At 54.8% G+C, this 21,601-nt stretch carries 20 protein-coding genes; 10 read left to right on the plus strand and 10 right to left on the minus strand.

The window, feature by feature from the left end; all coding sequences use genetic code 11:
- Positions 1–123: 123 nt before the first annotated feature.
- On the plus strand, positions 124–2,541 hold the full coding sequence (locus BUC04_RS07295) for a TraM recognition domain-containing protein (protein WP_067663399.1): 2,418 nt from the start codon (positions 124–126) through the stop codon (positions 2,539–2,541).
- A 3-nt stretch (positions 2,542–2,544) separates the two neighbouring features.
- On the opposite strand, the gene BUC04_RS07300 is transcribed toward BUC04_RS07295, so the two are convergent.
- The 5 genes from BUC04_RS07300 to BUC04_RS07320 form a co-directional block, all read right to left on the minus strand.
- Entirely contained in the window at positions 2,545–3,000 is a 456-nt protein-coding gene (locus BUC04_RS07300; RefSeq protein ID WP_067663396.1) for a hypothetical protein, read from the minus strand.
- A 14-nt stretch (positions 3,001–3,014) separates the two neighbouring features.
- Positions 3,015–3,824: a prepilin peptidase gene (locus BUC04_RS07305; protein WP_067663393.1), complete on the minus strand. Its 810-nt coding sequence runs from the start codon at positions 3,822–3,824 to the stop codon at positions 3,015–3,017.
- A complete protein-coding gene (locus BUC04_RS07310) occupies positions 3,814–4,404 on the minus strand; it encodes a hypothetical protein (RefSeq protein ID WP_067663390.1) in 591 nt (196 codons plus the stop codon). Before BUC04_RS07310 ends, BUC04_RS07305 begins: the two co-directional genes overlap by 11 nt.
- Before the next feature lie 114 nt (positions 4,405–4,518).
- Positions 4,519–8,022 (minus strand): DEAD/DEAH box helicase, encoded by a 3,504-nt coding sequence (locus tag BUC04_RS07315; protein WP_067663387.1) that lies wholly within the window; start codon positions 8,020–8,022, stop codon positions 4,519–4,521.
- 119 nt (positions 8,023–8,141) lie between these two features.
- Positions 8,142–8,420, minus strand: a complete 279-nt coding sequence (locus tag BUC04_RS07320) for an HPF/RaiA family ribosome-associated protein (RefSeq protein WP_067663384.1) — start codon at positions 8,418–8,420, stop codon at positions 8,142–8,144.
- A gap of 174 nt (positions 8,421–8,594) precedes the next feature.
- Here BUC04_RS07320 and BUC04_RS07325 point away from each other — a divergent pair, with 174 nt between their 5' ends.
- Entirely contained in the window at positions 8,595–8,915 is a 321-nt protein-coding gene (locus tag BUC04_RS07325) for a hypothetical protein (RefSeq protein WP_067663381.1), read from the plus strand.
- A 145-nt stretch (positions 8,916–9,060) separates the two neighbouring features.
- Positions 9,061–9,393 carry a hypothetical protein gene (locus tag BUC04_RS07330; RefSeq protein ID WP_067663378.1) on the plus strand — a complete coding sequence of 111 codons (333 nt, stop codon included), beginning with the start codon at positions 9,061–9,063 and terminating at the stop codon, positions 9,391–9,393.
- An 18-nt stretch (positions 9,394–9,411) separates the two neighbouring features.
- Here the strand turns inward: BUC04_RS07330 and BUC04_RS07335 are convergent, their stop codons facing one another.
- Entirely contained in the window at positions 9,412–10,161 is a 750-nt protein-coding gene (locus BUC04_RS07335) for an NERD domain-containing protein (RefSeq protein WP_067663375.1), read from the minus strand.
- Positions 10,162–10,247: 86 nt separating this feature from the next.
- On the opposite strand from BUC04_RS07335, the gene BUC04_RS07340 reads away from it, so the two are divergent.
- From BUC04_RS07340 to BUC04_RS07350, 3 genes are all read left to right on the plus strand, one after another.
- On the plus strand, positions 10,248–11,063 hold the full coding sequence (locus tag BUC04_RS07340) for a hypothetical protein (protein WP_143165579.1): 816 nt from the start codon (positions 10,248–10,250) through the stop codon (positions 11,061–11,063).
- Between the two features lie 133 nt (positions 11,064–11,196).
- The gene (locus BUC04_RS07345; protein WP_143165580.1) at positions 11,197–11,964 is read left to right on the plus strand and encodes a cupin domain-containing protein; all 768 of its coding nucleotides are present in this window, start codon (positions 11,197–11,199) and stop codon (positions 11,962–11,964) included.
- 56 nt (positions 11,965–12,020) lie between these two features.
- Positions 12,021–12,515 (plus strand): SPOR domain-containing protein, encoded by a 495-nt coding sequence (locus BUC04_RS07350; protein WP_159437665.1) that lies wholly within the window; start codon positions 12,021–12,023, stop codon positions 12,513–12,515.
- Here the strand turns inward: BUC04_RS07350 and BUC04_RS07355 are convergent.
- Genes BUC04_RS07355 through BUC04_RS07365 form a run of 3 tightly spaced genes read right to left on the minus strand, consistent with a single transcriptional unit; the run spans position 12,512 to position 15,607 of the window.
- Positions 12,512–13,819 (minus strand): hypothetical protein, encoded by a 1,308-nt coding sequence (locus tag BUC04_RS07355; RefSeq protein WP_067663363.1) that lies wholly within the window; start codon positions 13,817–13,819, stop codon positions 12,512–12,514. The genes BUC04_RS07350 and BUC04_RS07355 overlap by 4 nt on opposite strands.
- 2 nt (positions 13,820–13,821) lie before the next feature.
- Positions 13,822–15,153 (minus strand): fused MFS/spermidine synthase, encoded by a 1,332-nt coding sequence (locus BUC04_RS07360; protein ID WP_067663360.1) that lies wholly within the window; start codon positions 15,151–15,153, stop codon positions 13,822–13,824.
- A gap of 4 nt (positions 15,154–15,157) precedes the next feature.
- The gene (locus BUC04_RS07365; RefSeq protein WP_067663356.1) at positions 15,158–15,607 is read right to left on the minus strand and encodes a hypothetical protein; all 450 of its coding nucleotides are present in this window, start codon (positions 15,605–15,607) and stop codon (positions 15,158–15,160) included.
- Positions 15,608–16,606: 999 nt separating this feature from the next.
- Here BUC04_RS07365 and BUC04_RS23880 point away from each other — a divergent pair.
- The 4 genes from BUC04_RS23880 to BUC04_RS07385 all read left to right on the plus strand — a co-directional run bounded on the left by BUC04_RS23880 (position 16,607) and on the right by BUC04_RS07385 (position 21,072).
- Positions 16,607–17,002 (plus strand): flagellar hook-length control protein FliK, encoded by a 396-nt coding sequence (locus tag BUC04_RS23880; protein ID WP_159437666.1) that lies wholly within the window; start codon positions 16,607–16,609, stop codon positions 17,000–17,002.
- Between the two features lie 184 nt (positions 17,003–17,186).
- Positions 17,187–18,356: a flagellin N-terminal helical domain-containing protein gene (locus tag BUC04_RS07375; protein ID WP_067663349.1), complete on the plus strand. Its 1,170-nt coding sequence runs from the start codon at positions 17,187–17,189 to the stop codon at positions 18,354–18,356.
- 173 nt (positions 18,357–18,529) lie between these two features.
- Positions 18,530–20,143: a flagellar hook-associated protein FlgK gene (locus BUC04_RS07380; RefSeq protein WP_067663347.1), complete on the plus strand. Its 1,614-nt coding sequence runs from the start codon at positions 18,530–18,532 to the stop codon at positions 20,141–20,143.
- Between the two features lie 11 nt (positions 20,144–20,154).
- Positions 20,155–21,072 carry a flagellin N-terminal helical domain-containing protein gene (locus BUC04_RS07385; RefSeq protein WP_073325732.1) on the plus strand — a complete coding sequence of 306 codons (918 nt, stop codon included), beginning with the start codon at positions 20,155–20,157 and terminating at the stop codon, positions 21,070–21,072.
- Positions 21,073–21,123: 51 nt separating this feature from the next.
- On the opposite strand, the gene BUC04_RS07390 is transcribed toward BUC04_RS07385, so the two are convergent.
- The gene (locus tag BUC04_RS07390) at positions 21,124–21,573 is read right to left on the minus strand and encodes a hypothetical protein (RefSeq protein WP_067663341.1); all 450 of its coding nucleotides are present in this window, start codon (positions 21,571–21,573) and stop codon (positions 21,124–21,126) included.
- Positions 21,574–21,601: the final 28 nt, after the last annotated feature.

Below are 21,601 nucleotides of genomic sequence, written 5' to 3' on the forward strand. Positions count from 1 at the left end.
TACAAATTAATCGGACGCCAACAAAGAGAGTAAAAAATCTAACGTTAGCGACACTGGGCCTATTCAGGGGGTAGGCATCTCACTTCTATATAATGGTGGGGTGTCTACCATAAGAATAAAAAGATGGCCGAATCTTATCATGGCGTCAGCGTTAATGAGGATCTAGATCCTTCGTTGATGTGGCGCGACACCGCTCCAGTATCAGTCAAAGCTAAGCGATTCTTTCGGGACAATGACGCCTTCATTCTGATGATGTGTGGCTTTGCGACCATTGCCCTAGGACTTTTGCTGCCGCCTGAAAACCCTTTGTCATTAATTGCTGACCTAGGGTTGGCCGTAGCGTTTGTCATCACTCTAATTCTAAGGCCAAAGAAAACAAAATACACCTTCAGAAGCCCGCGCAACCCAGGGGCAAAACCGAATGATGATGACGGAATCCTATTATGGGGAACTTCCCTCGATGACTACACGCCCTTATATTCCTCGACTGGTGATTTAACCACGCACGCGTTGGTTTTCGGAAGCACCGGATCGGGCAAGTCTCGCTTCCTCTTGGGTGTGCTCTATCAGAGTATGTTATTTGGCTCTGGATGCATGATGGTCGACGGTAAAGGTGACAACACGATTTGGCATTTGGTTTATTCAATATGTCGTCGTGTGGGCCGAGAAGATGATCTTCTTCTTATTAACTACCTCATCCCTGAAAACAAAGGTGACACGCAAGAGATTCGAGACTTATCCCGACTCAGTAATACCAACCAACCCTTTAATAGCGGCACTGCGGACGAACTTAGGACGTTGATTGTCGGCTTGATGCCTGATGCGGGCCCTGACCCAATGTGGCAGGAGCGAGCATCTGCGATGCTCAAGGCCGTGCTGAGTTGCCTGGTGTACATGAGGGACCGTGGTGACTTCAACCTAGACGTGCGCAAGATTCGAGAGTACATGCCCTTGGATAAGTGCATTGAGTTGACTCAGGACAAGGCCAACGTTCCTGACGCGGTCAAATACGATATGACGAAGTATTTGTTGGACTTGCCTGGCTACACCGAAGAAGATGCCTTTATGGGCACGCTTAATGCGAAGGCCCAAGAAAGCCACGGTTATTTGCAGATGCAATTGACTGGCGTCTTATCTGATTTGAGCTCAACTTATAAGCATATTTTTGATACGCCCGTTGGTGAGGTTAGCTTTAGGGATGTGGTATTTAACCGCCGCGTACTGTTTGTAATGCTACCAGCGCTTTCGCGAGATCCACAAGCTTTGGCGGGCCTTGGAAAACTGGTAATCAGTGGTATTAGATCGGCTCTTGCCCCAGCACTTGGCAGTTTAGCGGAGGGGTCTAAAGCCACCGTTGTAGATACCAAGCCGACTAACTCATCCGTTCCATTTGTATTAATTATGGACGAGTATGGGTTCTATGCGGTACCTGGGTTTTCAATAGTCGCAGCACAAGCCAGGTCACTTGGCGTTTCGTGCTTTTGGGCGGGTCAGGATTACCCAGGATTCACACGCTCATCAGAAATTGAGGCAAAGTCAACGGTCGCGAATACTAACTTCACCGTGGTAATGAAGTTGGAAGATGCTGAGGATACTTACCAGCTTGTTCAAAAAAGGGCTGGCGAAGCTCAGGTTGAGTATGCCAGTGGGAAAGAGCGTTCTGGGACCAGTTCATATCGGGATCGTGGTACCACTGACGTCAGAAACGTAAATAGGGTTAACCTGCGCGATTTGGTGCGCCAAAGGCCGGGGCAGGCACATATTCTTTGGAAGGATTACCTTATCCGAGCGCAGTTATATTATGCTGACCCTTTCCTCTCAACTTATATGAAGCCCAACAAGTTCGTTATTGTGAATAAACCCACAACGGACCAATTGCGTGAGTTGGGTGAAAAGCGCGAGACCTATCGTAAGAACTTGCTTAGTGAGGAAAACAAAGCAGAGGGTGTTGAGGTAAGCGAAGGGCTTAAACGCCTGTTCGGTCACTATGGCCTGGCAATGTCCAGGCGTATGCCGTCCTCCAGTGCCAGTCAGTTTGCCGTTGCTGCGGGTGAAGTGCAGCGTAAGCTCATTGACGCTGGGATGGCCGCGTTGGTGGCTAAGCAGGAACGGGACAAAGAACGCCTTGCCAAGGCAGCGGAAGAGGCCAAGAAACCGAAACCGGCTGAACCTGAGAGTGTGGCTCAGATGGAAGAGTCCACAGCATCTGCTTCAGTGGATGGGACCAGCAAGCCTGATCTTCAGTCTAGGGCCCCAGTTGTAGAGTCTGATAGGGGTGTTGAGGATAGCGGTAGGGGGTTAGGCAGTACGCTGAAGGACGTTATTAATGACTCCATCAACGCCCGTATCCGTTCTATCGGGTTGAACCTATCTGTTGAGGAGCGTGCCCGCTACACAGTGGACGCTATTCTGCCGGACCAGGAAGACCTATCTGGTCTGGCTGCGGAGTTGGATACCTACCCCGAAGCCAGTCCCGAGAGGATTGCTGACGATGAACTGGAGGCTCTGATCGCGCAGATCCAGGCCGACGAAGACCTTTAGCGCTTACTTAAAGGCTAGGACCAGCCACATCATGGGCAGGCAAATGGGGGCAGCTGTCGGGTTTTCGAACTTGATGCCAGTAATGCCAACAGAGAACTTGCACTGTTCGGCGATCTCTTTTGCACACCCGCCGTCACACATCGCGCCCTTGATTGCTGAAGGGCTCGATATAACAGAAATACCGAGGGTCGCACAGTTCATAAGGGGTTGTAGTGGACCCAGGGCATTTGAGGAGCTTTCGTAGCCTTCCTCTGCCAAATCTTCCGTACTGTCGGCTACCACCGGGTTGCCGGCAGCGTCATAGGCCATCAATTCGCCATTCTCATCTGTGGCTTCCAGTTGCTCGGCCATAGACTGCATTGCTTCTACGTCATCGGTGGCGCACGAGTATGCACTCGCATTAACAGCTGGTGCAGCGATAGTAAGTGCGATCAGCAGAGCTTTAAAGTTGTTTGTCATAGTTGAGCCCTCCTTTAATTATTGTATTCGAGTAGGGGTATCAATAGCCCCAACTCACTGAGAATTAGGGTGATCAGGGCGCCGACTAAAATGGGCGGCGCCATTGGGAGCGCACCTTCTGGGACGTCGGGGTCTGATGGCATGAGGCGACGTAGATACGCCACTGGGACACCCATTAGGCCGAATGCCCATGACAGTATGAACCCGTCTGGCCCTACCCATGCCCCCACTGCTCCGAGCAGGGGTAGGTCACCCAGCCCAAGCCACTCCCTTCCCGTTGTTAGTCTGCCAATCGCATAGAGTACTAGGACAATGCCGCCGCCAAACAATGCGCCGGCCAGTGACTTCATCGCATTGGTTTCTAGGGTTCCTGAGGCCGCCAGCACTAAACCCAGAACACCGAGCGGGATAGTGATTGCGAACGGTGCAAGCAGATGTCTGATGTCAATAATTATCAGTGCCAGTGCGAAGTAGCTAAATAATGACAGTGTGAGCGCCGACTGAGTGTCGAAGTTCAGTAGGAATACCCCTGGTATGGCCGCGCAAACTATCTCGAGCATGAAGTAGTTGCCGGGGATCTTCCCACCACAGCACTTAGCTCGGCCAAGCTGGAACAGCCATGTGACAACCGGGATGTTTCGGTAGAAGGGAATCAGGGTGTTGCAGTTGGGGCAATGCGACCTGCCCCAGAGCGTGTCGAATACTGGTGACTTGATCGTCCCCAAAATCATCATGGGTAGTCGGGTAGTCAAGACTGTGAGAAAGGAGCCCACACATGCCCCATACACGCAAGCAATCAGGATGATGAGCGTGTCAGTTGCCATGCTGGCCCCGGATCACAACGGCACCATCGCGAGTTTTTAGCTGTACAAAGTCGTATTCCGCCAGCAGCGCATGCAGATCATCAACAGGCCCATTGTAGAGGCTGACATCATCAAAATGGTAAAGGACGATTGCATTTAGGGCTTCCTGGGTCAGATCCATGTAGTCGCGCCTTACCAGCGGATCCACTTCCCTTGCGCTATGCAGTTTAACCTTTGGATTAGTCAGTTGGAGGGTCATATCCCTGGTGTCCAGGTACAGCCCACCGGTGACCGAGGCGATGAATGTGGTGTTGATGGTGTAATCGTCACCGTTAGCGATTGTCTTTCCGGTCAGGTGGACGATCGGGCCTTGGTTTGTGATGGAGACGGTATGCCCTTCAAGCAGTATTTTCGCGTCGACTGGGTCCATTTCACCGATGTGGTAGGTGACCTCGTACGACCGTGTTTCAACCTCAAGTAGTTGCTCGTTCATGTAGGACTCACTCACAGTGAATCCTGCGCAGCCGGATAGCAGAATGGCAGCAGTAGCGATAATAATGGAACGCATCATGGGGCCCTTATCAAATCTGATCAGCACCATGATACGGCCCCTTGGAAGAAATCCTAAGGGGCGCCACGTCGTGAATTGTGATTGGTTTAGGCCGGGGGATTGGGGTGAACGGCCCTACTGCTAAATTCCCGGCCCAGCGTTTGCTCAGTGCAGCGTTGGGAGGCCGTTTCTAGAGGCCAGGTGCCTAAGAAAGGCTGCTTCGTCATCGCGGTAGAGCAGACTGTGTTCGTCGAAGTCACATTGTCCAAGCTCCAATCGCAGAGATTGAGCGACGGATTTGGGGTCCAGCGTATCCAGCACTTTAATGGTGGTGGCACCATTGCCATGCACACTGGTCACGCCTTTGCTGTCCAGGAGCAATCGCAGGCGCTGGGCAGTCACCAGTTGAGTTACCTCTGCCGGCACAGGCCCGTAGTTATCCTCAAGGTAGGCGATGGCCAGGTTGAGCGAGTGGTCATCAAGCGCAGACTGAGTCATGTGCGCTGCCATAAGGCGGTGTCCCGGCTCATGGATGTAGCTTTCTGGAACAAGCGCGTCGACAGGCATGTTCATGGCGCAGAGATCGCCGGTCAGGTTGCTGGCGTCGAGCACTTCTGTGCCAAATGCATCGACTTTGTCAGCGAGGTGCTTAAAGATCTTCAGGTAGTAGGAGTAGCCGGTCTTTTCGATCATACCGCTTTGCTCTTCGCCGAGCAGCTCCCCTGCCCCGCGCGCCTCCAGATCTGCCATGGCCAGCTCCAGGCCTTTGCCAAGCCCTGACGCTTCCTTGAGGTCCGACAGCCTACGCAAGCCGTCTTCTGTCGGGCTCTCCGATTCGATCAGATAGCAGTACGCCTGGCGACTGGAGCGACCAACACGACCACGAAGCTGGTGCAGTTGGGCGATCCCCATTTGGTCCGCGTTGTCGATGAACATGGTATTGGCGTTAGGGATGTCGATGCCTGTCTCAATGATGGTGGTAGCGACCAGGATGCTGAACTTTTTCTCCCTAAACTCCGTGGTGATCGCTTCCAGCTCACCGGTGGCCATTTGCCCATGGGCAAAACGTACATCCTGGTGAGGGAACAGGCCTTCTATTTCCTGGGTTCGGGCTTCTATGGTGCTCACCCGGTTGTGAAGGACAAACACCTGGCCGCCACGGGAGATCTCCCGCTCAACGGACTCTTTAAATTTGTCTTTGTCACCGCGGTCCATGATGTGGGTTGCCGTAGGCAAACGCCCTTGCGGTGCAGTTTGCAAGGTGGCGAGATCTCTCATCGAGTGCAGTGCTGAACCCAGTGACTTGGGGATCGGTGTGGCCGTAAGAGACAGTACGTGAACTTGCTCTTTGAGCTGGCTCAGTTTCTCTTTGTCCTTGGTACCAAAGCGGTGCTCTTCATCAATGATGACAAGCCCGGGGTTAGCAATGCTGACTGTCTTCTGGGTGAGTTTGGTCGTGCCAATGACAATGACAGGATCGCCATCTTTGAGCTTTTGCTTAATCCCTTTGGCTTCAGCTGGAGTAGTGGATGCACTGAATAGCAATACCTCGAAACCACTCTCTGCAAATCGGCCTTTCATTGACTGGTAGTGCTGCATGGCCAGCAAGTTGTTGGGGACCAGGAAGAGAACCTGGTAGCCACTGCTTACCACTCGACAGCAGGCGCGGGCCGCCACTTCGGTCTTACCAAAGCCAACATCACCTGACAGGAGCTTATCTACTTTCTTGCCGGCTTCCATTCGACCGTTGATATCGTCGATGACCTTAACCTGATCGGTGGTTAGCTGGAACGGGAAGCTGTTGCAGAAGGTTTTGTACTGGTAGTTAGCTGGCGCCATTGCTAGGCCGGCTTTTTCTGCTTGTCGCTCTTGCTCTGTTAATTCCTTAAGCAGGAACTTGATGCTCAATTCGGCCTTTTGCAGCGAGTCTTTCCAGCCGGTGATCTTGAGCTTACCTTTGCGCTCTTTGATCTTCTCACCGTCAGCGCCATCAAGCGGGGCGTTGTCTTTATCGGCACCGTTGTAGGGCGAGACCCAGCCCAGGTCCTGTTGGCGGACAAAGCGGGATGATTCGCCCTTGTAGTTAATCTTGATGACAATCTCTTCGCCGTTACCGAAGTCCATGGGGGTAAAGGAGCACATACGGCCAATACCGAAGTGACCATGCACAATCGGATCGCCCTCTTGAATGCTGGTAAGAGCGCGGGCACCCATAATGTCTACGGCTGAATCGACATCTTCGTGCAGTTTTGGGTCGTGGATCCGGATGCCGAACAGGTCTTCTTCGCACAAGATGGCCAGCCCCTGTTCTGGGCACTCTACTGAGCCCTTGAGTGGAGACAGGATGATATTGCCACCCGGGGTAATATCTCCCCACGACTCGACGGCTTGGGCTTTGACGTCTGTCAGTTCAAGAATGCTTTGGAGTTGCTCCAGTCGCTTGTTGGAGTTGAGCACAAACACCAGCCGCTCGAATCGGTCCTGGTAGGACTCAATCAGCTCCATGGTTTCCTGGATAGTAGAGTGACGCAGACTATCCGGGCTCTTAGTGTTGACTTTAAACTGCTGCAGATTTGCCAGAAAAGAAGCCGCAAACAGCGCGGTTGTCGTTTTGCCTGTCCCTGGGCCGATATGGATGACCCCGCGGTGCTCTTGGTGCAGTGTCTCGATCTCGTGGTCAAGACCGGACTTACCGACCCAAGCCTCAACGGGCTCGACCACCGGGTAGCCTTGCTGTCGGCATAGCTCATGGCGCTTGTCGATCAGGGCCAGGTAGCGACCTATAGCTTCGTTGGTGCCAGGGAAATAGAAGAAAGTCGACGGGTAGAGCTGGCCGAACAGGCTATTAAGAGCGACTTTGTGGAATAGCGGTGCAAACGCTTCTATACCAGACCCGTCAAGCTTCAGGTTCCGGGCATTCACATAGTGATCGTTCTTAAGCTGGTCGGCGAAGCGCTGGCGCCAGCTGGTGCGGAACTGGCCGGCGAAATCCTTGTTGATCAGGAATGGCTGGAATGGCGGAAGCTCAACTCGGGTCAGCCTCGGGCCAGTCCCCATTTGCCTGCGTGTGTCCAACTCCTTGATCTGTTCAATGCTGAGGTTGTCACCATCAAGACCTCGAAGGTAGAGGCGGTACGGCTTATCGCTATACAGATCAATTCGTAAGTTGCGTACCGAGAAATCTTTTGGGTTCTCGGTGAGGTTTTGCTCAACGTATCCAAGCTCAGTGAGCCGATTGCTTAGGTCCTGGCGGTTAATTACAGCGCCGATATGAAGGCTGGAATGTTGGTTGAGCCAGAAATCAGTCCCAGGGAACTTGTGCAGCAGCGAGCTGGGCGAGCAGATGACCACGTTCGGGGATTCGGTGACCAGGCGTTGGTATGCGGATGCCTGGCGCGCTGCCACGGTATGTGTCGGGGATTCACTGTCGAACGGGAGAGTGTCGAGTTCTGTTAATGACACAACCTTACCCGGGACCAGGCTATCCATTGCAGCATATGCATCATCTTGCTCGGGGCCACCATTGGTAACAAGGACAAAGCGCTTCGACTCGTCCTGGTGGATCTGTGCTGCGAGGTCCAGATAGAAGGCTGCATTAATCTCGCCATCGACTGCACTGAACGTGCCATCGACGGAAAACAACAACTCTGGGGAGTACTGGAAATTCATGGCTAGCTCTTCTGCGTAATTACAGTCCGAATATAGCAATTATCACAGTCGTGTCAACCGATGGGATATTAAGAAACCCCTGTAGATACAGGGGTTTCAGCAGGCATAATTATTGTCGCTTAGCGACCAATTGTGCGGTGCTTGCGCTCATCGGCTTTGGACAGGCAGGTGTGGATGGCGTCGGTAACTGAGGCCATGAAGTGCTGGTTGCTCTTCCTGACGTTGAACGCTGCGCCGGAAATGGGCTTTGCTACGATCTGCGTGGTGAACTGGTCGTCCTTGCTTTCGATGTGCAAAGACTGGACCGTGACTTGTCGGTTCTTCAGTTTTTCGGCTTTAGCAGCGATAAACTCTTGGTTCGCGGGGGATAGGTTGAAACCCTTTGCTGTGACTTCCATACGGCTACCTCGATCACTATTGGGTACCTCCAGATTACCAAACCCGCACTCACTAATAGCCATAATTATTTTGTCGGTAGAAACAAGCACTACCGCTGAGCAGCTCAATGTGGCTATTTCCGATCTCTCAGCCTGGGGTTAGGCTGGTGAAAAAAGTCCGATAAGAGACTGCTGATGATTGAGAAGTTAGAAAGTCTGACCGAACGGTTGGAAAACGTAACCGTTCTGCTCATGGCCCGTCGCCATGACTGTTACGGGAAAAAGGATGCAAAGGTGATCGCCTTTACCCATCGAGAGGTGCAAGAGCATAGGGAGTCGATGATGCGGTACCGGAACCGCCTGCAAAGCAGTACGCCCCAGGAAGAGTTCCCCTTGCCGCATGAGGATAGGATCGCGTTAACGGATGAAATGTTGGCGCATATCGATAAGGTGGAGAACGACTTCCTGCCGGACATAGAGGCCATCCTCGCGGACGACCCCGACCCGTTGCTGTGACAATTTTAGGCGCCTCCCGGTTCTGTTGACCTTGGAGTTAACGGCCCTTGGGGGCGCCGCACTTATGCATTAGAGGCGCAAGGGGTTGCTTTCGTTTGATATTTATGTATATTAGGTGGTAACTGTATCTACCAAGGAGTGGGATATGTTGATACCTCTGCCTGATTTTGTCGTTCGACGGATTGGATGGGTGCATGCGCCTATCCAGGCGACTCTATCTTTGTTTGCTCGGCTGGGTCTTCTGGTAATGCTGGTTGCCGCTGGTACCGCTAATGCTGAGTTGGCGGGATACGGCGCGGTTCTGCTGGTGCTTAGCCCTGTTATCGCCATCGCACTGAGAGCTGTTACCAAGATCCTTTTCCGCCGCAAGAGCATTGACGCGGTGTGGCGAGGAGAGGAACAGGAGATCGGGCGCACCCTCTCGGATGAAGACGAAGACTTTCTTTACCAATTGGGGTTTACCACCGACCCCAAGTAGGTTAGTGGCCAGATCTCCCTAAAAATGCGCTTTCAAAAAGTCCCAGGCTAATTGAAGCGCATTTTTTCGTTGTCCCAGGGCAAGGCCCAGTTCCTCGTTTCGCTTGACCGCCTGCTCTGCCCTGGCACGGGTGCTGTGGAAGATCTGGCTGGAGAAGTTTGAGTTTTCGCTTGGACAGTGGTGCTGTAGCTTGCCGTACACAGAACCAGCCAGGTTCTGAACCAGATCGTGAGAGCCAATGCTCGCTTGCTCAAACTCATTGGCAATCACTTCAAAGATGCTCTCAAAATACTGCACCTGGTCACTGGAGTTGATGGTTAATGAGCCATGACCGGTTGCGCAGACCAGCGGTACGATGATTGCGCGGTAGGACCGGTCTTCAAACTCTAGATGATCCAGCAGCGCATCGATGCTTTCATTTAGCTCCGCCAGGCGGTTGCGTCTGGGCAGTGTGGTAAAGCGGAACCCTAGGGACCACTTGCCGGTTTCAGGGGCATCGAGTATCCCGTCCAGGTCGGTGGAGGCCAATGCGAACACCCTGGTTGAGGTAAAGATCATGTGGTCGATTAACCGCTCCTTACCCTGGTGGACAAACCTCAGTTCGTGGAGACACAGTGCGTGTTCTTCATCGATGATTGCTGATAGCGCGCCGCTCACCCGGGCCCGTGCGCGTTCCGCACAGCGGCGCTCGTTGTTGTAGCTCAAGGTAAACAGCCCCCAGACTGCCAACAAGATGGCGATAACCAGGAAGGCTGATAAAACGATCATTCTGACAGTCTCTCCAAGACACGGCGTTAATAACGGCTCTAAGTTTACCGTACTGCGATGTATAGTTGGTGAACGGCAATATTTATATGAGTCAACAACTAATGTTGAGCCCGGTAATGCTTTGGATAATGGTCGCCGGCCTGGCTGGTTTGGCGGGCCTAGCGCTGATCTCCATATTTAAAATTACTCGACTCGTCATCGCAGGATCGATCTTTTTGTTTCTGGTTGTGGCCCAGTCCGCGGTCTATCTCGACATCCTGTTGCCCTTTTCCTTTGAGACCGTAACGGCGATTGCTGCGGAATATCAATACCTGTTTGGGTTGCAGACCATCCTTACTGCGGCTGTCGCGTTTTTCGCTGCCCGGCAGGCTATCGCGAGCCCGTTTGTGGTCGGTCTGCCCCTGGCGCTACTTTGCCTTGCCGTTGCTGTTGCCGTGGCTCTGGTTGAAAAGCAGCAGGAGTTGATCGACGTCTTCCGGCCAGTGGCATCCTGGAGTACCGTTGAGCCAGCAGATGCAGCTGGGTCCCCCCCGATGACCCTTAGGCCGTACTCTGGTGTTGATGGCAACAGTGACTACCGCGTCTGGACCTCTGTATTGCTTCCTCATTCTGCCAAGCCGCTGGTGTTTGGTGATTGGGTACATGGCTTGCCACACCAGGCTATGGCAGTCAGGGTGGACGCTGGCGAGGCCTCAGAGGGCCTTCGGATATCAGGCATCTCTATTAGTGAGAACACACTCATCGTCAATGCTTGCATTGAGAGTGGGCAGGGCGCCGAAGATGCCTACGTGGTGGTCCTTGATCACTTGGTCGACAGCGTGAAACGTATCAGGCTCAATGCCTCTGCTAGCCTGGGCCCCTGTAGCCATGCTGACCCATCCCCGGGGCCAGTCTTGGGTTAGCGATGTCCTCAGCCCTGTCCTTCGAAGTGGCAACGTGTCGTGCCGCTTTACTCTCGGCGCTATTCCCGGCCCCAGAGCCCGAATGAACTGTGCTAGATTGTTATCAAACATAATTATCGGGTTTTAAAAACCAATGAAAATGCTTCCATTGGCCTTCGCAGTGCTGGCTATTGTCCCGAGTGTCTATGCTAGTGAGCCGGCCGCAGATGCTGCTAAGACCGGATTGTTCCACTGGACTCCGCCCGCCCGCTATCAGCAAGCGGAGCCGGTTCGTGCTGAACCGCGCAGTCGTCTGGAAGTGGAGGAGGCTTCTAGTGGGATTACGACTTACCTTGCAAGTGATCCCCGTGATTTGATTGTCCCAGAGCCCTGTAAGTACATGCCTGGAGTCACCCGCGGTAATGTCAGGCCAGATCGGGCCGGCGTATTCTACGTCGAGACCGCCCAGTACAGCGACGAACAGCATGCATTGGTCAAACGGATCTGCGAGCACGGGACGCGTGTGATTGCAGCTGTGGCTGATTACCCGAGTGCAGACGGGTCACCTGTTCGGACGTTGATCGACTCCTGGGTAGCTCATTACCGAAGCGAGAACCGGTTTTTCGTGACCCTTGGCGACTGGATTGTAATTCCGGAGCACCGTTCTTACCGGGTCAAACGTACGCTGTGGTTAAGTGACTCCGATCCGGATCTTCAACCAGTAAAATTGCAACGCAACCCCGATCCATTGATGGCAATGATGGAGTTGGATCCCAGGGACCGATTCGCCCAGCAGGTGCTGCATTTTGAGTGGGAGATGAGCACGGCGGGTGACTTGGTGCCTGTGAGTGACCTGGCCAAGAAAATCACGCGGGCCAGCAAAAAGAGTCTGGGATCTTTCGGAAGCACGTCCCGCCGGTAACCGTTATGACAAAGCACCGACCTCGCCCCACTGGCCAAAACATTGGCCGGACCAAGTTGCTAACCGCCCTGGTCAGTTTCTCAGTGGGTACCGTTTTCGGTGGGGCCCTGGTTGTGGTTGCCACTGACTATGCGCTTTTCCAACCGGTGACAACCGCTGAGGTCGTGATCGAGACGATCGACCAGACCAAAGTCCTTGGATCCACCGTTGCGATCGAGGAGCAGAAAAAACTGCAGGTGGCTTTGCCGGTGCTGCAATCGGGTTATGACTACCATGATCGGTTGCAGGGCCACTCTATTGACCTCGCCTCAAGCCAGGTTGAAAGCTCCGCCAGTCTATCGCTTGCGTGTGCATCGCTGCGAAGCGAATCAGAGGCCCGTGAGCAGGTCACTATGCTGATTGACGCGGGTGTTCCCGAAGCCCGGGTGGTTGAAACTGGCGAGTGGTACCAAATCCGGGTTGGCCGTGACCTGACTTTCCGGGAGGCAGACAGGCTATCTCACGGTATGGACCGGCATGGCTACCATCGGTGTATCAAGGTTGGTGGCTAGCGCACTTCCTCGCCGTTCTGGTTACGCTTGATTTTGGGGGTTGAGACTGAACTCCCCGCGCTCAGTTCCACGCCGACCTGCATCGCCATTACGTAGCCGGTCGAGTCCCCTACTTTAACCGTGTCCACTTCTTGATCACCGCAGGTTAGTGTTGCCTGTTGAAGATCAGTGTCTACTTCTACGAACATGCGTTCGTCACAAAGAACGTTGGCGAAGCGCTTGGCTTGAGGGCCTGTGCTCCGGTGTCGTAAGTGATGGTTTCGCCGGGGGCCGACCCACACCCTGCCCTGCCCTTCAAGCTCAAAGCTCACCGTGAAGCTACCCGCATCGAAGTCCCGGGCAATGACGAAGCTGGCGCCATCCTCTTTGGCCACCCTGCGGGTAGCCACCGGATCGATCCGGTGTTCGAACCAGGCGGGGTCGAACCAGCCAAGGCTTACGGGTCCGGGGTAATACCCAGGCCGGTCCATGAAGTAGAGGTTGTCGTAAGCCTGGGCGTCTAGCCAGTCCATGTTGTTCGGGACCACTCCACCCCAGTGCCCGCGTGGGCCGAAGGCCAGAAGCTCGTCTCTCTCCCGTTTTAGGCCCCGGCTTTCAAGGTTGTCAGCGTGCTTCCTGCCGTGGGTTTGGAGGACCTTATTGCCTTGATGGTCGTACAGGACCAGGGCGACGTTGCGGCGAGATAGTCGGGCAAAGTCCTGGAAAAGGGCGGTGAAGTAGCTCTCTAACAACTCCATGCCGAACAGATTGTGCGCTTCGGGTGTTAAGTGGAGCAGTGCCGCTTCCGGGTAGTAGGATGGGCGCTCAAACATCCAGACACCGGTGGCGGCCAGTGACTCCCAGTTCCATAGCCATACTAGCCAAATTAGGGCATCCACCTGATGGTGAGCTGTCGGGTATTGGAAATGCTCCTGCAGTAGGACAGTGCCTTGTCCTGGCACCAGGTACGATGTTTGCTCATCTCTGGCAATGTTACGGCTCACCAATGGGTACTGACTTGCTGAGTAGTTGCCTAGATCCCCGACATGCAGGTGGCACCTCTGGACAGCCCTTATGCTGACAACTTCATCGGGGTCCAGGCAGGCGATGGTAGCCGGATCGGTAAGGGTCGTTCTGCGCTTGTTCACTCTGACGGTGACCGGCTCTACACGACCGGTGCCCAAGAACTGTGCATCATGAGCAGTGGTGGCTGTATCGCCGCTGCTTTTGGGGTTTCCTGACGTCGTCTCGACGTGGGGCACTGCGCAGAGCATAGCCGAGCAGGCTATTGCCAGGGATATATGAACGCGCAGCGATCCGGTCATATTTATAGTCCTGTCCGTACGTAGTCCAACTCACTGCGGTTAATCGGGTCGCGGTAGAGGCCGGCTCTTGTCTTGGAGCATGTGCTGATGATGTTCACCATGCTGCTTGCCTCAGTGTCTGTCTGCACCCGCTCGTGGTAGCAAACAGGGAACACTGAGCTGATCGTTGCCATGCTGTTCTTGGCATAGTCGTCGAGTAGATTCTGGTGGGCGATGCGATTGATGATCAAAATGCCATCCTCATTTAGGCGGTCGCGGATAGCGTGGTAGGCCTCAACGGTAAGCACCGTTGCAGGGACGCTAAAGCGAGAGTTGAACACGTCCAGTAGGATCGCATCGTAGCTCTGGGCCGCCGTATCAAGGAAGTGTCGTGCATCCGATTCAATGAAACTGCCGTTAATGGTCTTTTCCAAGAACTTCTTCTCAGCCAGTGCCTTCAGGCTTGGGTCGATGTCGACGTAGGTGAAGATCAGGTGCGCTACCCCTGCCCCTTCAGAAAGCGTAAAGCCGCCAGCACCCAACACCAGCACCTCTGCCCCATCAGGTAACTCGCTTAGGGCCTTTTGGGTGTGCTGGATATACTCCGAAGGCTGGCCATCATACCCGATGCTCGAGTGGACGGCGTTGTTGATGATCATCTGCCGCTGCATGCTGGACTCGACCACGTAGATATCGTTGTAAAGGTTGGCCTCATCCAGGGTGATCATCGGCAGGAGGTAATTTAGTGGAAACGCCAGAACCGCCAGTGAGCACACCGTTGCCAGCCGAAGCCCGGTGGTATGGCACAGTAGCGCGGTGAGAAGGGACAATAGGATTACCGAGGTCAAAGCTGCCGGCACCCCAAGCACGAACACCATGCCCAGGGAAATGGTGCCGATCCCGATCACGTTGCCCAGCGTTGTCACCGCCATGGTCTTGGCCGGCAGCGACTGGTGGTGACTGTTCCTCCTGTGTGCCTCTTGCAGTAGCAGTGGGAAGGTCTGCGCCAGCCAGTAGCTGATCGGGATGCAGCTGAAGCAGGTATACACCGCGAGGACAGCCAGTCTTGGCATGTGGTTGGTCATAACCATGAACGTGGTACTAATGGCCAAGCTCGACAGTGTCACCGTGGCTACACCGCCTACCTTGATCAAGTTCATGGAGATCTGGCTCATGGGGGTTTCGGTCGAACGGGTCCCGCTAAGATACCCAAGGGTCAGGCCTATCAGGGTTGCGGCTGTCACCAGTGCAGTGGCGATGTAATTGCCGCCGGCCTCGGGGCCGAGTTGCCTGATAAACAGCAGTTCGATGGAAAGTCCAATGACCCCTTCGAGCCAGGCTATCAAGTAGATCATGGTGTCATTCCTCTCGCATGCTCTTGTGGGCGCTGATGAGATCAGCTTCTTTTTGTTCGGCTTGCTCCATGGCTGAGCGGATCTCGGTTTTTATCTTGCCAAGTAGCCTCTCTATCCCTTTATCTCGGCTGTAAGCACGGGCCCATTCAGCCTGGCGGGCTTCGGCCACTTCATTGTGCTCTTCCTGTTTTTGCCGAGATCGTTCAACATCATCTATTAAGCGGGCACCCTGGGTATTATGAAGACTGGCAAATCCACCGTAGGTCGTCGTCGATAATGGAGTCTGAAGGTGGCTATCCAGGCGGCATTGCGCCTGTTCCAGTTCCTGTGTGGCCGCGCTGAGAAGTTCGTCGGCATGAAGCTTGGCTTTTAATGCCTTGTCCAGTACCGACTTGGTCTCTTGCTTGAACTGGCTTAGTGCCTTTTGGCGCCGTAGGAGCTTGCTTAAACCCATTAATTACACCTTTTGGGCTTACCGTGGATGTAAGATCGTATTCAACCTGTTGATTGTATTTGAGGGATTATGGATTTCAAAGCTAGCCCGGTACTGCCGGGGATCCAGCCGGCCGCTTCACGGCGTGACGGGCCGGTCGAAGGCGCTGCAGAATTCCGCTCCATCTTTGAGGGAGTGGGCTCGGCTGGTGTCGACAGGGAGGGTCCGGAGGCAGAACCTAAGACAGCAGGCTCGCAGCAGGGGGAGGAGTTAGAGATGGTGGATCTTGTTGGTGGCTTCGGCAGACCTTTGGGCTCTGCAAAGCCACAAGGTGATTCAGTGGCCGGCGCAGAGGGGGATGACGTTCTTTCCTCTGGGGGGCAGGTGTCGGGGACCCTGCATGACACTGTAGAAGACGAAGGGATCTCTGTGCCACCGATCGTGTCTGGGCCGGTGCCGCTGGGCAGGTCAGAGGGGGCACAGGGCGTGCCGGATGAGGATCCATCCCAAGGCACTGTAATTCAGCGAACCCCTGGGGGGCTCGACCGTATCACAGGTGAGGCCCGTGTTACTTCGTTGCCACCAGGGCCGCAAGAGGCACTGCCCCATGCCGCCGTGAGCAAGGGCAATGTGGCCGAAGTGGCTAGCACAGTGGGTGAGGTCCGACCGCGGTTGGCTGAGACAAATAACAGGCCCGTCGGCCGCGGACCCGAAAGTGACCATACTGTGTCTGTCACACAAAAGGCACCTACGCATACAGAAGCAGGCATAAGGTCGGTTGCCACGGTGCCATCTTCCGCAGTGGGGCTGGCTGCCCACAGGCCAGCTTCTGCGCCTGCTGCTGACCCAGGAGCGCCTGTGGGGCCGGCAGCGCCAGCAATCACCGACAGCAACCAGGGTCCCTTGATCCCAAGCCCTGCTTACACGCCGCCAACGATCCAGTTGCCACAGGGCGTTTCAAACCATGCTGGCCAGCAGATGGTCACGGTTCCTATCACCGAGCCTGCATGGGGCCGGGCAATGGCGGACATGATCAGCATGAATGTTGGCAAGCCAGGGTTCGAAGTGATGGTTCACCCTAAGCACCTGGGTCCGGTCAAAGTGATCGCCAAGGAAACAGAGGCTGGGATCAAGCTTGAAATCGCGGTTCGGGATCCAGTGGCGGCGAGTCTCATCCGCCAGCACCTGCCCGTCCTGCAGGCCCGGTTGGATAGTCAGGGCAACCCCGTGGATGTTGAGGTTAGTGCGGAGAGTGGTAGCGAGAACGCCTTTGCTGCCGGAGCAGATCACTCCAGCGATGAGGGGGGGCAGGCCAGCTCTACAACTGCAGGCGCCGCCGGCGACACAGAAGGCTCAAGTAGCAATTCCGACTCTGAGATCGCCACTCGTGAGTCAGCGCAAAGCATCCTCGCTTAATTTATTTTCGACAAATAAACATTAGGATAGACACCCACGCCCATATTATTTATGGGCGTTAACTTACCAAAATAAATAGCCGCGCCGATTAACCATGTACAGGCGAGGGTTTCGGCGCACAATTCTAATAATAATTAAGTTGCGCCATCTCCCTCTTTGTTACATGTAGACAAAAGGTGCATCTATGCTGTCAATTAACTACAACCCCATTGGCCAGAACTCTGTAAATCAGATTGGTCAGTCCCAGCAGGGCATCCAATCTGTGATGCAAAAGCTGACCTCCGGTTCCCGCCTGAACTCCGCCGCCGACGACGTTGCCGGCTCCAGCATGGCGTCCCGCATGCGTGTGCAGAGCAACAGCCTGCAGACCTCTGTGGACAACGCCGGTATGGGCGTAAACCTGGTTTCCACCATGGACTCCGCCCTGAAGGAAACCGAAGCTCTGCTGACCCGCATGACCAAACTGGCTGAGATGAGCGCTACCGGTGCTTACTCCACCCAGGATCGTCAGAAAATGGACCAGGAGTTCCAGTCCCTGCTGGCCGAACTGGACCGTAACGCATTCAGTGCTTCCTACAACGGCATTAACCTGCTGAACAAGGAAGGCGACACCGGCGCCAAGGCCGTGTTTGACATCGATATCTCCGGTGGTATCACCGTAGCCGGTGCCGGCAGCTTCGACTTTGACGTTGAAGACGGTCAAGGTAACACCGTATCCGTGAGCACCGCGTTCGTCGCTGGCGAGAAGCTGACCGCTGACGAAGTGATCTCCCGCATCAACGCTGACATCGGCGTAGCCGGTGCTAACGCCGTAGCCAGCCTGAACAGCCAGGGCCAGATCGTGATCGAGAACAACGATCGCGGCACCGACGGTACCAACCCGAACAACATCACCGTGACCGCGAGTCCGGTTGAGTTCGGTACCTCCACCGTAGCTGCTGGCGCTGACGGCTTCAGCGACACCGTGATCTCCGTAGGTAGCTCCGGCAACAGCTACGACAACATCTTCCTGCGCAACTACGACATGTCCATCGCTGGTCTGGGTGTGTCCGGTCTGACCCTGCAGGACAGCACCAACATCGGCGCGACCCAGTCCGCTCTGAGCATTGCTCTGGACAAGGTCACCGAAGCTCGCTCCCACTACGGTTCTGCCCAGACCCGTATGGAATACGCTCAGGAGAACTTGCTGCAGGTTAAATCTGCAACCGACAACTCCCTGAGCAAGCTGCAGGACACCGACTACGCCGCCGCTACCATGCAGCTGGCCCAGGAGAAGGTGAAGAGCCAGGCGAGCCAGGCGATGCTGAGCCAGTCCAACTCCATGGCCGAAGAGGTTGTGGGTCTGCTGCGCTAAGCGCCTACTGACTGAGAAAGCCCGCCGAATGGCGGGCTTTTTGTTGTTTCAGACGCTCTAAGCCTCATAAATAACGGTTTAGGTGAGGATGTTCCCTTCTGGTTCCGGCAAACCGGTTATATTATTAGGAAGTCTATTTACCGGGGTCTTTGCGTCTAGGAGAATTTGCCTGCATGAGCACCCACATGATCAACATTGCACAGCAATCGCTGGCCGGCTTTAAAACGGCTGCAGCGACGGCCGCAAAGAACATCCAGTTTTCATCGGACCCGAACTTCGCCCGAGAATCCGTACGCTTTTCCACCGGCTTGGGTGGCCAGTTGGTGGTAGCCTCTGAGCGCATGGCAGACGCCTTTTTGAATCAGCGGCTGGGGGATAGCCGTTCTGCGCTGTCCTACACCACCCTGTACTCCACCCAGGCCTCGTTCACCGACAAGTTGGTCACCGGTGTGGTGATGGATGCCGACGGTAACTACAACAATCCGCTGAGCTACAACACCACCGAGTATCTGCTGTCGTTTGAACGGTTGATGATTGATGACAACCCGTCTAACCGCGAGTTGGTGCTCAATGCCATGGCCACCATGGCCTACACCTTCAACAGCACCTCTGAGTCTTTAGAGGCCCAGATTGACGTGCTCAACAGCCAGATTGGTACCGAGGTGCAGCGGACCAACCAACTGATGGATCAATTGGCCCGGGTCAATGAGACCATACTGGCTACGCCGGCCGGCGGCCAAGATCCGACCTTGCTGAACCAGCGCGATGCGCTGCTGGCTGAGCTGTCGGGTTTGGTTGATGTGCAGGTGCGCTTTTACGATAACGGCACGACCCGGGTGGAGTTGAAAAACGGCATGCCCCTCGTCGACAAAGACCTGGTCAACCACATGTCGGTGGGCCCGGGCCAGTTTGGCAACGATCCTGAGATCTACGTCGGTAACTTCCAGGTATCGGAGTACCCCAACGTCCTGGGTGGTAGTCTTGGCGCTGCTGTTGCCACCCGTGAAGAGGTGGTTGAGGACACTATCCGCCAGCTCGGCCTACTTGCTCTGACCCTGGTGAATGCCTCTAACGAGATCAACAACAACGGCTACACCAGTGCTGGTGTGAATGGCCCGGATCTGTTCGCGCAGATGATGGGCTATGGCGTTGCTGGCTCCGGTAACACCGGTAATGCACAGATCAACCTAACTTTCGCCCACGCTGACACCCAGAGCCTCAAAGCGGATCCGATGGTGCTAACCAGGACGCCTACCGGTTTTGAGGTTCGCGATGCCAATACCGGCGCGTTGCTGTCGAGCAGTGCGGGCCTGCCGGTTGTTGTGAATGGAGTGACCATTGATATGCCTGCGGGCGCTGCCAACAACGGCGATGAGTTCTATCTGGATCCGATGCGAGATGTCGCGCAGCAGATGACGGTTGTAGCGACAGCTGACGACATTGCGGCCGCGGCTAACTTGCCGGTGGTCGATGGCGATAACGGCAACCTGTTGGCGTTCGCCGGGCTCAAGAACCAGCCCATCATGGGTGGCGGCGAGAGCACCATCACTGAGGGCTTCAGCATTGCCTTCAGCGAAATCGGGACCAAAGCCAGCGGTGCACAGTCCCGAATGACTACCGCAGAGTCCATTCTTAATTCCACGTTGGCTGAGCAGCAGGCGCTGTCCGGTGTCGTGCTCGAGGAGGAGCAGATCTCGCTCATCCAGTTCGAGCAGTTGTACCAAGCCAGCTCCAAGATCATCCAGACGTCCCAGGGTATGTTCAACTCCCTGCTGGGCGTCTTCTAAAGGGGGATGCCATGAGAGTTTCCACGCTCCAATCGTTTGAGTCCAACCGTATGGCCATGATCAATTCATCTGCGTTGATGAATAAGGCCATGGGCGAGATGAACGTCAAGGTGTCTCAAGCAAAGGACGCTCCGGCGGACATTGCGCAGATCACCATGCTGAAGAAGTCGATAGCCGAGAACGACCAATACTCCAAGAACATCGATGCCATTGGCCTGCGTCTGGGTGAGGGTGAGACTCACCTGAAACGCTTCGATGATGCCCTGAGCAAGTACGTTGAGATCATGGACCGGGCGGCTAACGGCACCACCAACAGTGACGACCTCAAAGCGTTCTCCGAGGAGATCAACCAGCTGTTGTATGAGGTGGCTACCACGGCGAACTCCCGGGCTGCCAACGGTGAGTACATCTTTGGCGGCGCCGTAACTGATCAGGCTCCTTTTGACCTGGTCTACGACACTGGCGGTCGGATCATCGGTGCAACCTATGTCGGTGACGCTAACCAGCAGCAGATGGTGACCGGGACTGGGACCAGCGTCGGTACCACCTGGGATGGCTCTGCAGTTTTCTCCGACGGTGCGGGTAACTCCCTGCTGGATCACATGATGGCCACCCGGGACCGGCTGGCCACTGGGATTAACCTGGATGAAACTGAGCTGGCTCAATACAAAGCGGACGCCGATGCGTTCAACGAGAATGCGCTGGTGTCTGTTAACCGCCTGGCGCTGGATCAGGCCAGCGTCTCCCGTCAGTCAGCGCAATTCAACGCGTTTGATGAGATGTACCGTGGGCAGTTGTCCAGTCTGCAGGACGCCGATCTGGTTGAGGTTAGCCTTAAGATCAAGCAGTTTGAGCAGTTGCAGTTGGCCAACATGGGTGTGGTCCAGACTGGCATCAACATGACCAACCAGTTCTTGCAGATGTTCTGACCTTGTCCTTTGTCGAACAAGCGCCGGCCCATGCCGGCGTTTTTGATCGGTTTAATAGCCAGTTTGTTCACTAGATTCTGGCTGGGAGTTTTCGATCCGCTCTTTCTCAGCCACTGCATCATCAAACTCTGCTTTCTTGGAGAACGATCGTGCGAGTGATTTGAGGGCCTTCAGCTTTAACGTAATCACTTGTCCCCCTACCAAGAGTTCGCAAATGCCAATCTGAGGCATGACGTTCACCACACCTGACTGTTGGTTGTAAGCCCAACGCTTTACAAAACCTGAGACGTAGAGTTCAAATGCGCTCTTGCAGTGACTTTGGTCAGCGGCACATGTTTCCCATAGCTCGGCAGCCTGTAAGAGTACAGATGCAACTAGCCTGTGGTGATTTAGGCAGCGGAACTGTAAAGACTGGACCGTGAAACCGTCATTTGTCTCCGGCAATGCCACGACTATGGCAAAACCAGGCTTGGGGCTGTCAAAGTGAGTTTTAGTGATCATAGGTGGCTCCGGCTTTAAGCAGTCATGC

The organism is Ferrimonas marina, assembly GCF_900129905.1.
In the GTDB taxonomy this organism is placed as follows: domain Bacteria; phylum Pseudomonadota; class Gammaproteobacteria; order Enterobacterales; family Shewanellaceae; genus Ferrimonas; species Ferrimonas marina.

Coding starts and splice junctions, on each gene's coding strand:
- BUC04_RS07295 (WP_067663399.1), top strand. CDS start 124: ATGGCCGAATCTTATCATGGCGTCAGCGTTAATGAGGATCTAGATCCT.
- BUC04_RS07300 (WP_067663396.1), bottom strand. CDS start 3,000: ATGACAAACAACTTTAAAGCTCTGCTGATCGCACTTACTATCGCTGCA.
- BUC04_RS07305 (WP_067663393.1), bottom strand. CDS start 3,824: ATGGCAACTGACACGCTCATCATCCTGATTGCTTGCGTGTATGGGGCA.
- BUC04_RS07310 (WP_067663390.1), bottom strand. CDS start 4,404: ATGGTGCTGATCAGATTTGATAAGGGCCCCATGATGCGTTCCATTATT.
- BUC04_RS07315 (WP_067663387.1), bottom strand. CDS start 8,022: ATGAATTTCCAGTACTCCCCAGAGTTGTTGTTTTCCGTCGATGGCACG.
- BUC04_RS07320 (WP_067663384.1), bottom strand. CDS start 8,420: ATGGAAGTCACAGCAAAGGGTTTCAACCTATCCCCCGCGAACCAAGAG.
- BUC04_RS07325 (WP_067663381.1), top strand. CDS start 8,595: ATGATTGAGAAGTTAGAAAGTCTGACCGAACGGTTGGAAAACGTAACC.
- BUC04_RS07330 (WP_067663378.1), top strand. CDS start 9,061: ATGTTGATACCTCTGCCTGATTTTGTCGTTCGACGGATTGGATGGGTG.
- BUC04_RS07335 (WP_067663375.1), bottom strand. CDS start 10,161: ATGATCGTTTTATCAGCCTTCCTGGTTATCGCCATCTTGTTGGCAGTC.
- BUC04_RS07340 (WP_143165579.1), top strand. CDS start 10,248: ATGAGTCAACAACTAATGTTGAGCCCGGTAATGCTTTGGATAATGGTC.
- BUC04_RS07345 (WP_143165580.1), top strand. CDS start 11,197: ATGAAAATGCTTCCATTGGCCTTCGCAGTGCTGGCTATTGTCCCGAGT.
- BUC04_RS07355 (WP_067663363.1), bottom strand. CDS start 13,819: ATGACCGGATCGCTGCGCGTTCATATATCCCTGGCAATAGCCTGCTCG.
- BUC04_RS07360 (WP_067663360.1), bottom strand. CDS start 15,153: ATGATCTACTTGATAGCCTGGCTCGAAGGGGTCATTGGACTTTCCATC.
- BUC04_RS07365 (WP_067663356.1), bottom strand. CDS start 15,607: ATGGGTTTAAGCAAGCTCCTACGGCGCCAAAAGGCACTAAGCCAGTTC.
- BUC04_RS23880 (WP_159437666.1), top strand. CDS start 16,607: ATGGCGGACATGATCAGCATGAATGTTGGCAAGCCAGGGTTCGAAGTG.
- BUC04_RS07375 (WP_067663349.1), top strand. CDS start 17,187: ATGCTGTCAATTAACTACAACCCCATTGGCCAGAACTCTGTAAATCAG.
- BUC04_RS07380 (WP_067663347.1), top strand. CDS start 18,530: ATGAGCACCCACATGATCAACATTGCACAGCAATCGCTGGCCGGCTTT.
- BUC04_RS07385 (WP_073325732.1), top strand. CDS start 20,155: ATGAGAGTTTCCACGCTCCAATCGTTTGAGTCCAACCGTATGGCCATG.
- BUC04_RS07390 (WP_067663341.1), bottom strand. CDS start 21,573: ATGATCACTAAAACTCACTTTGACAGCCCCAAGCCTGGTTTTGCCATA.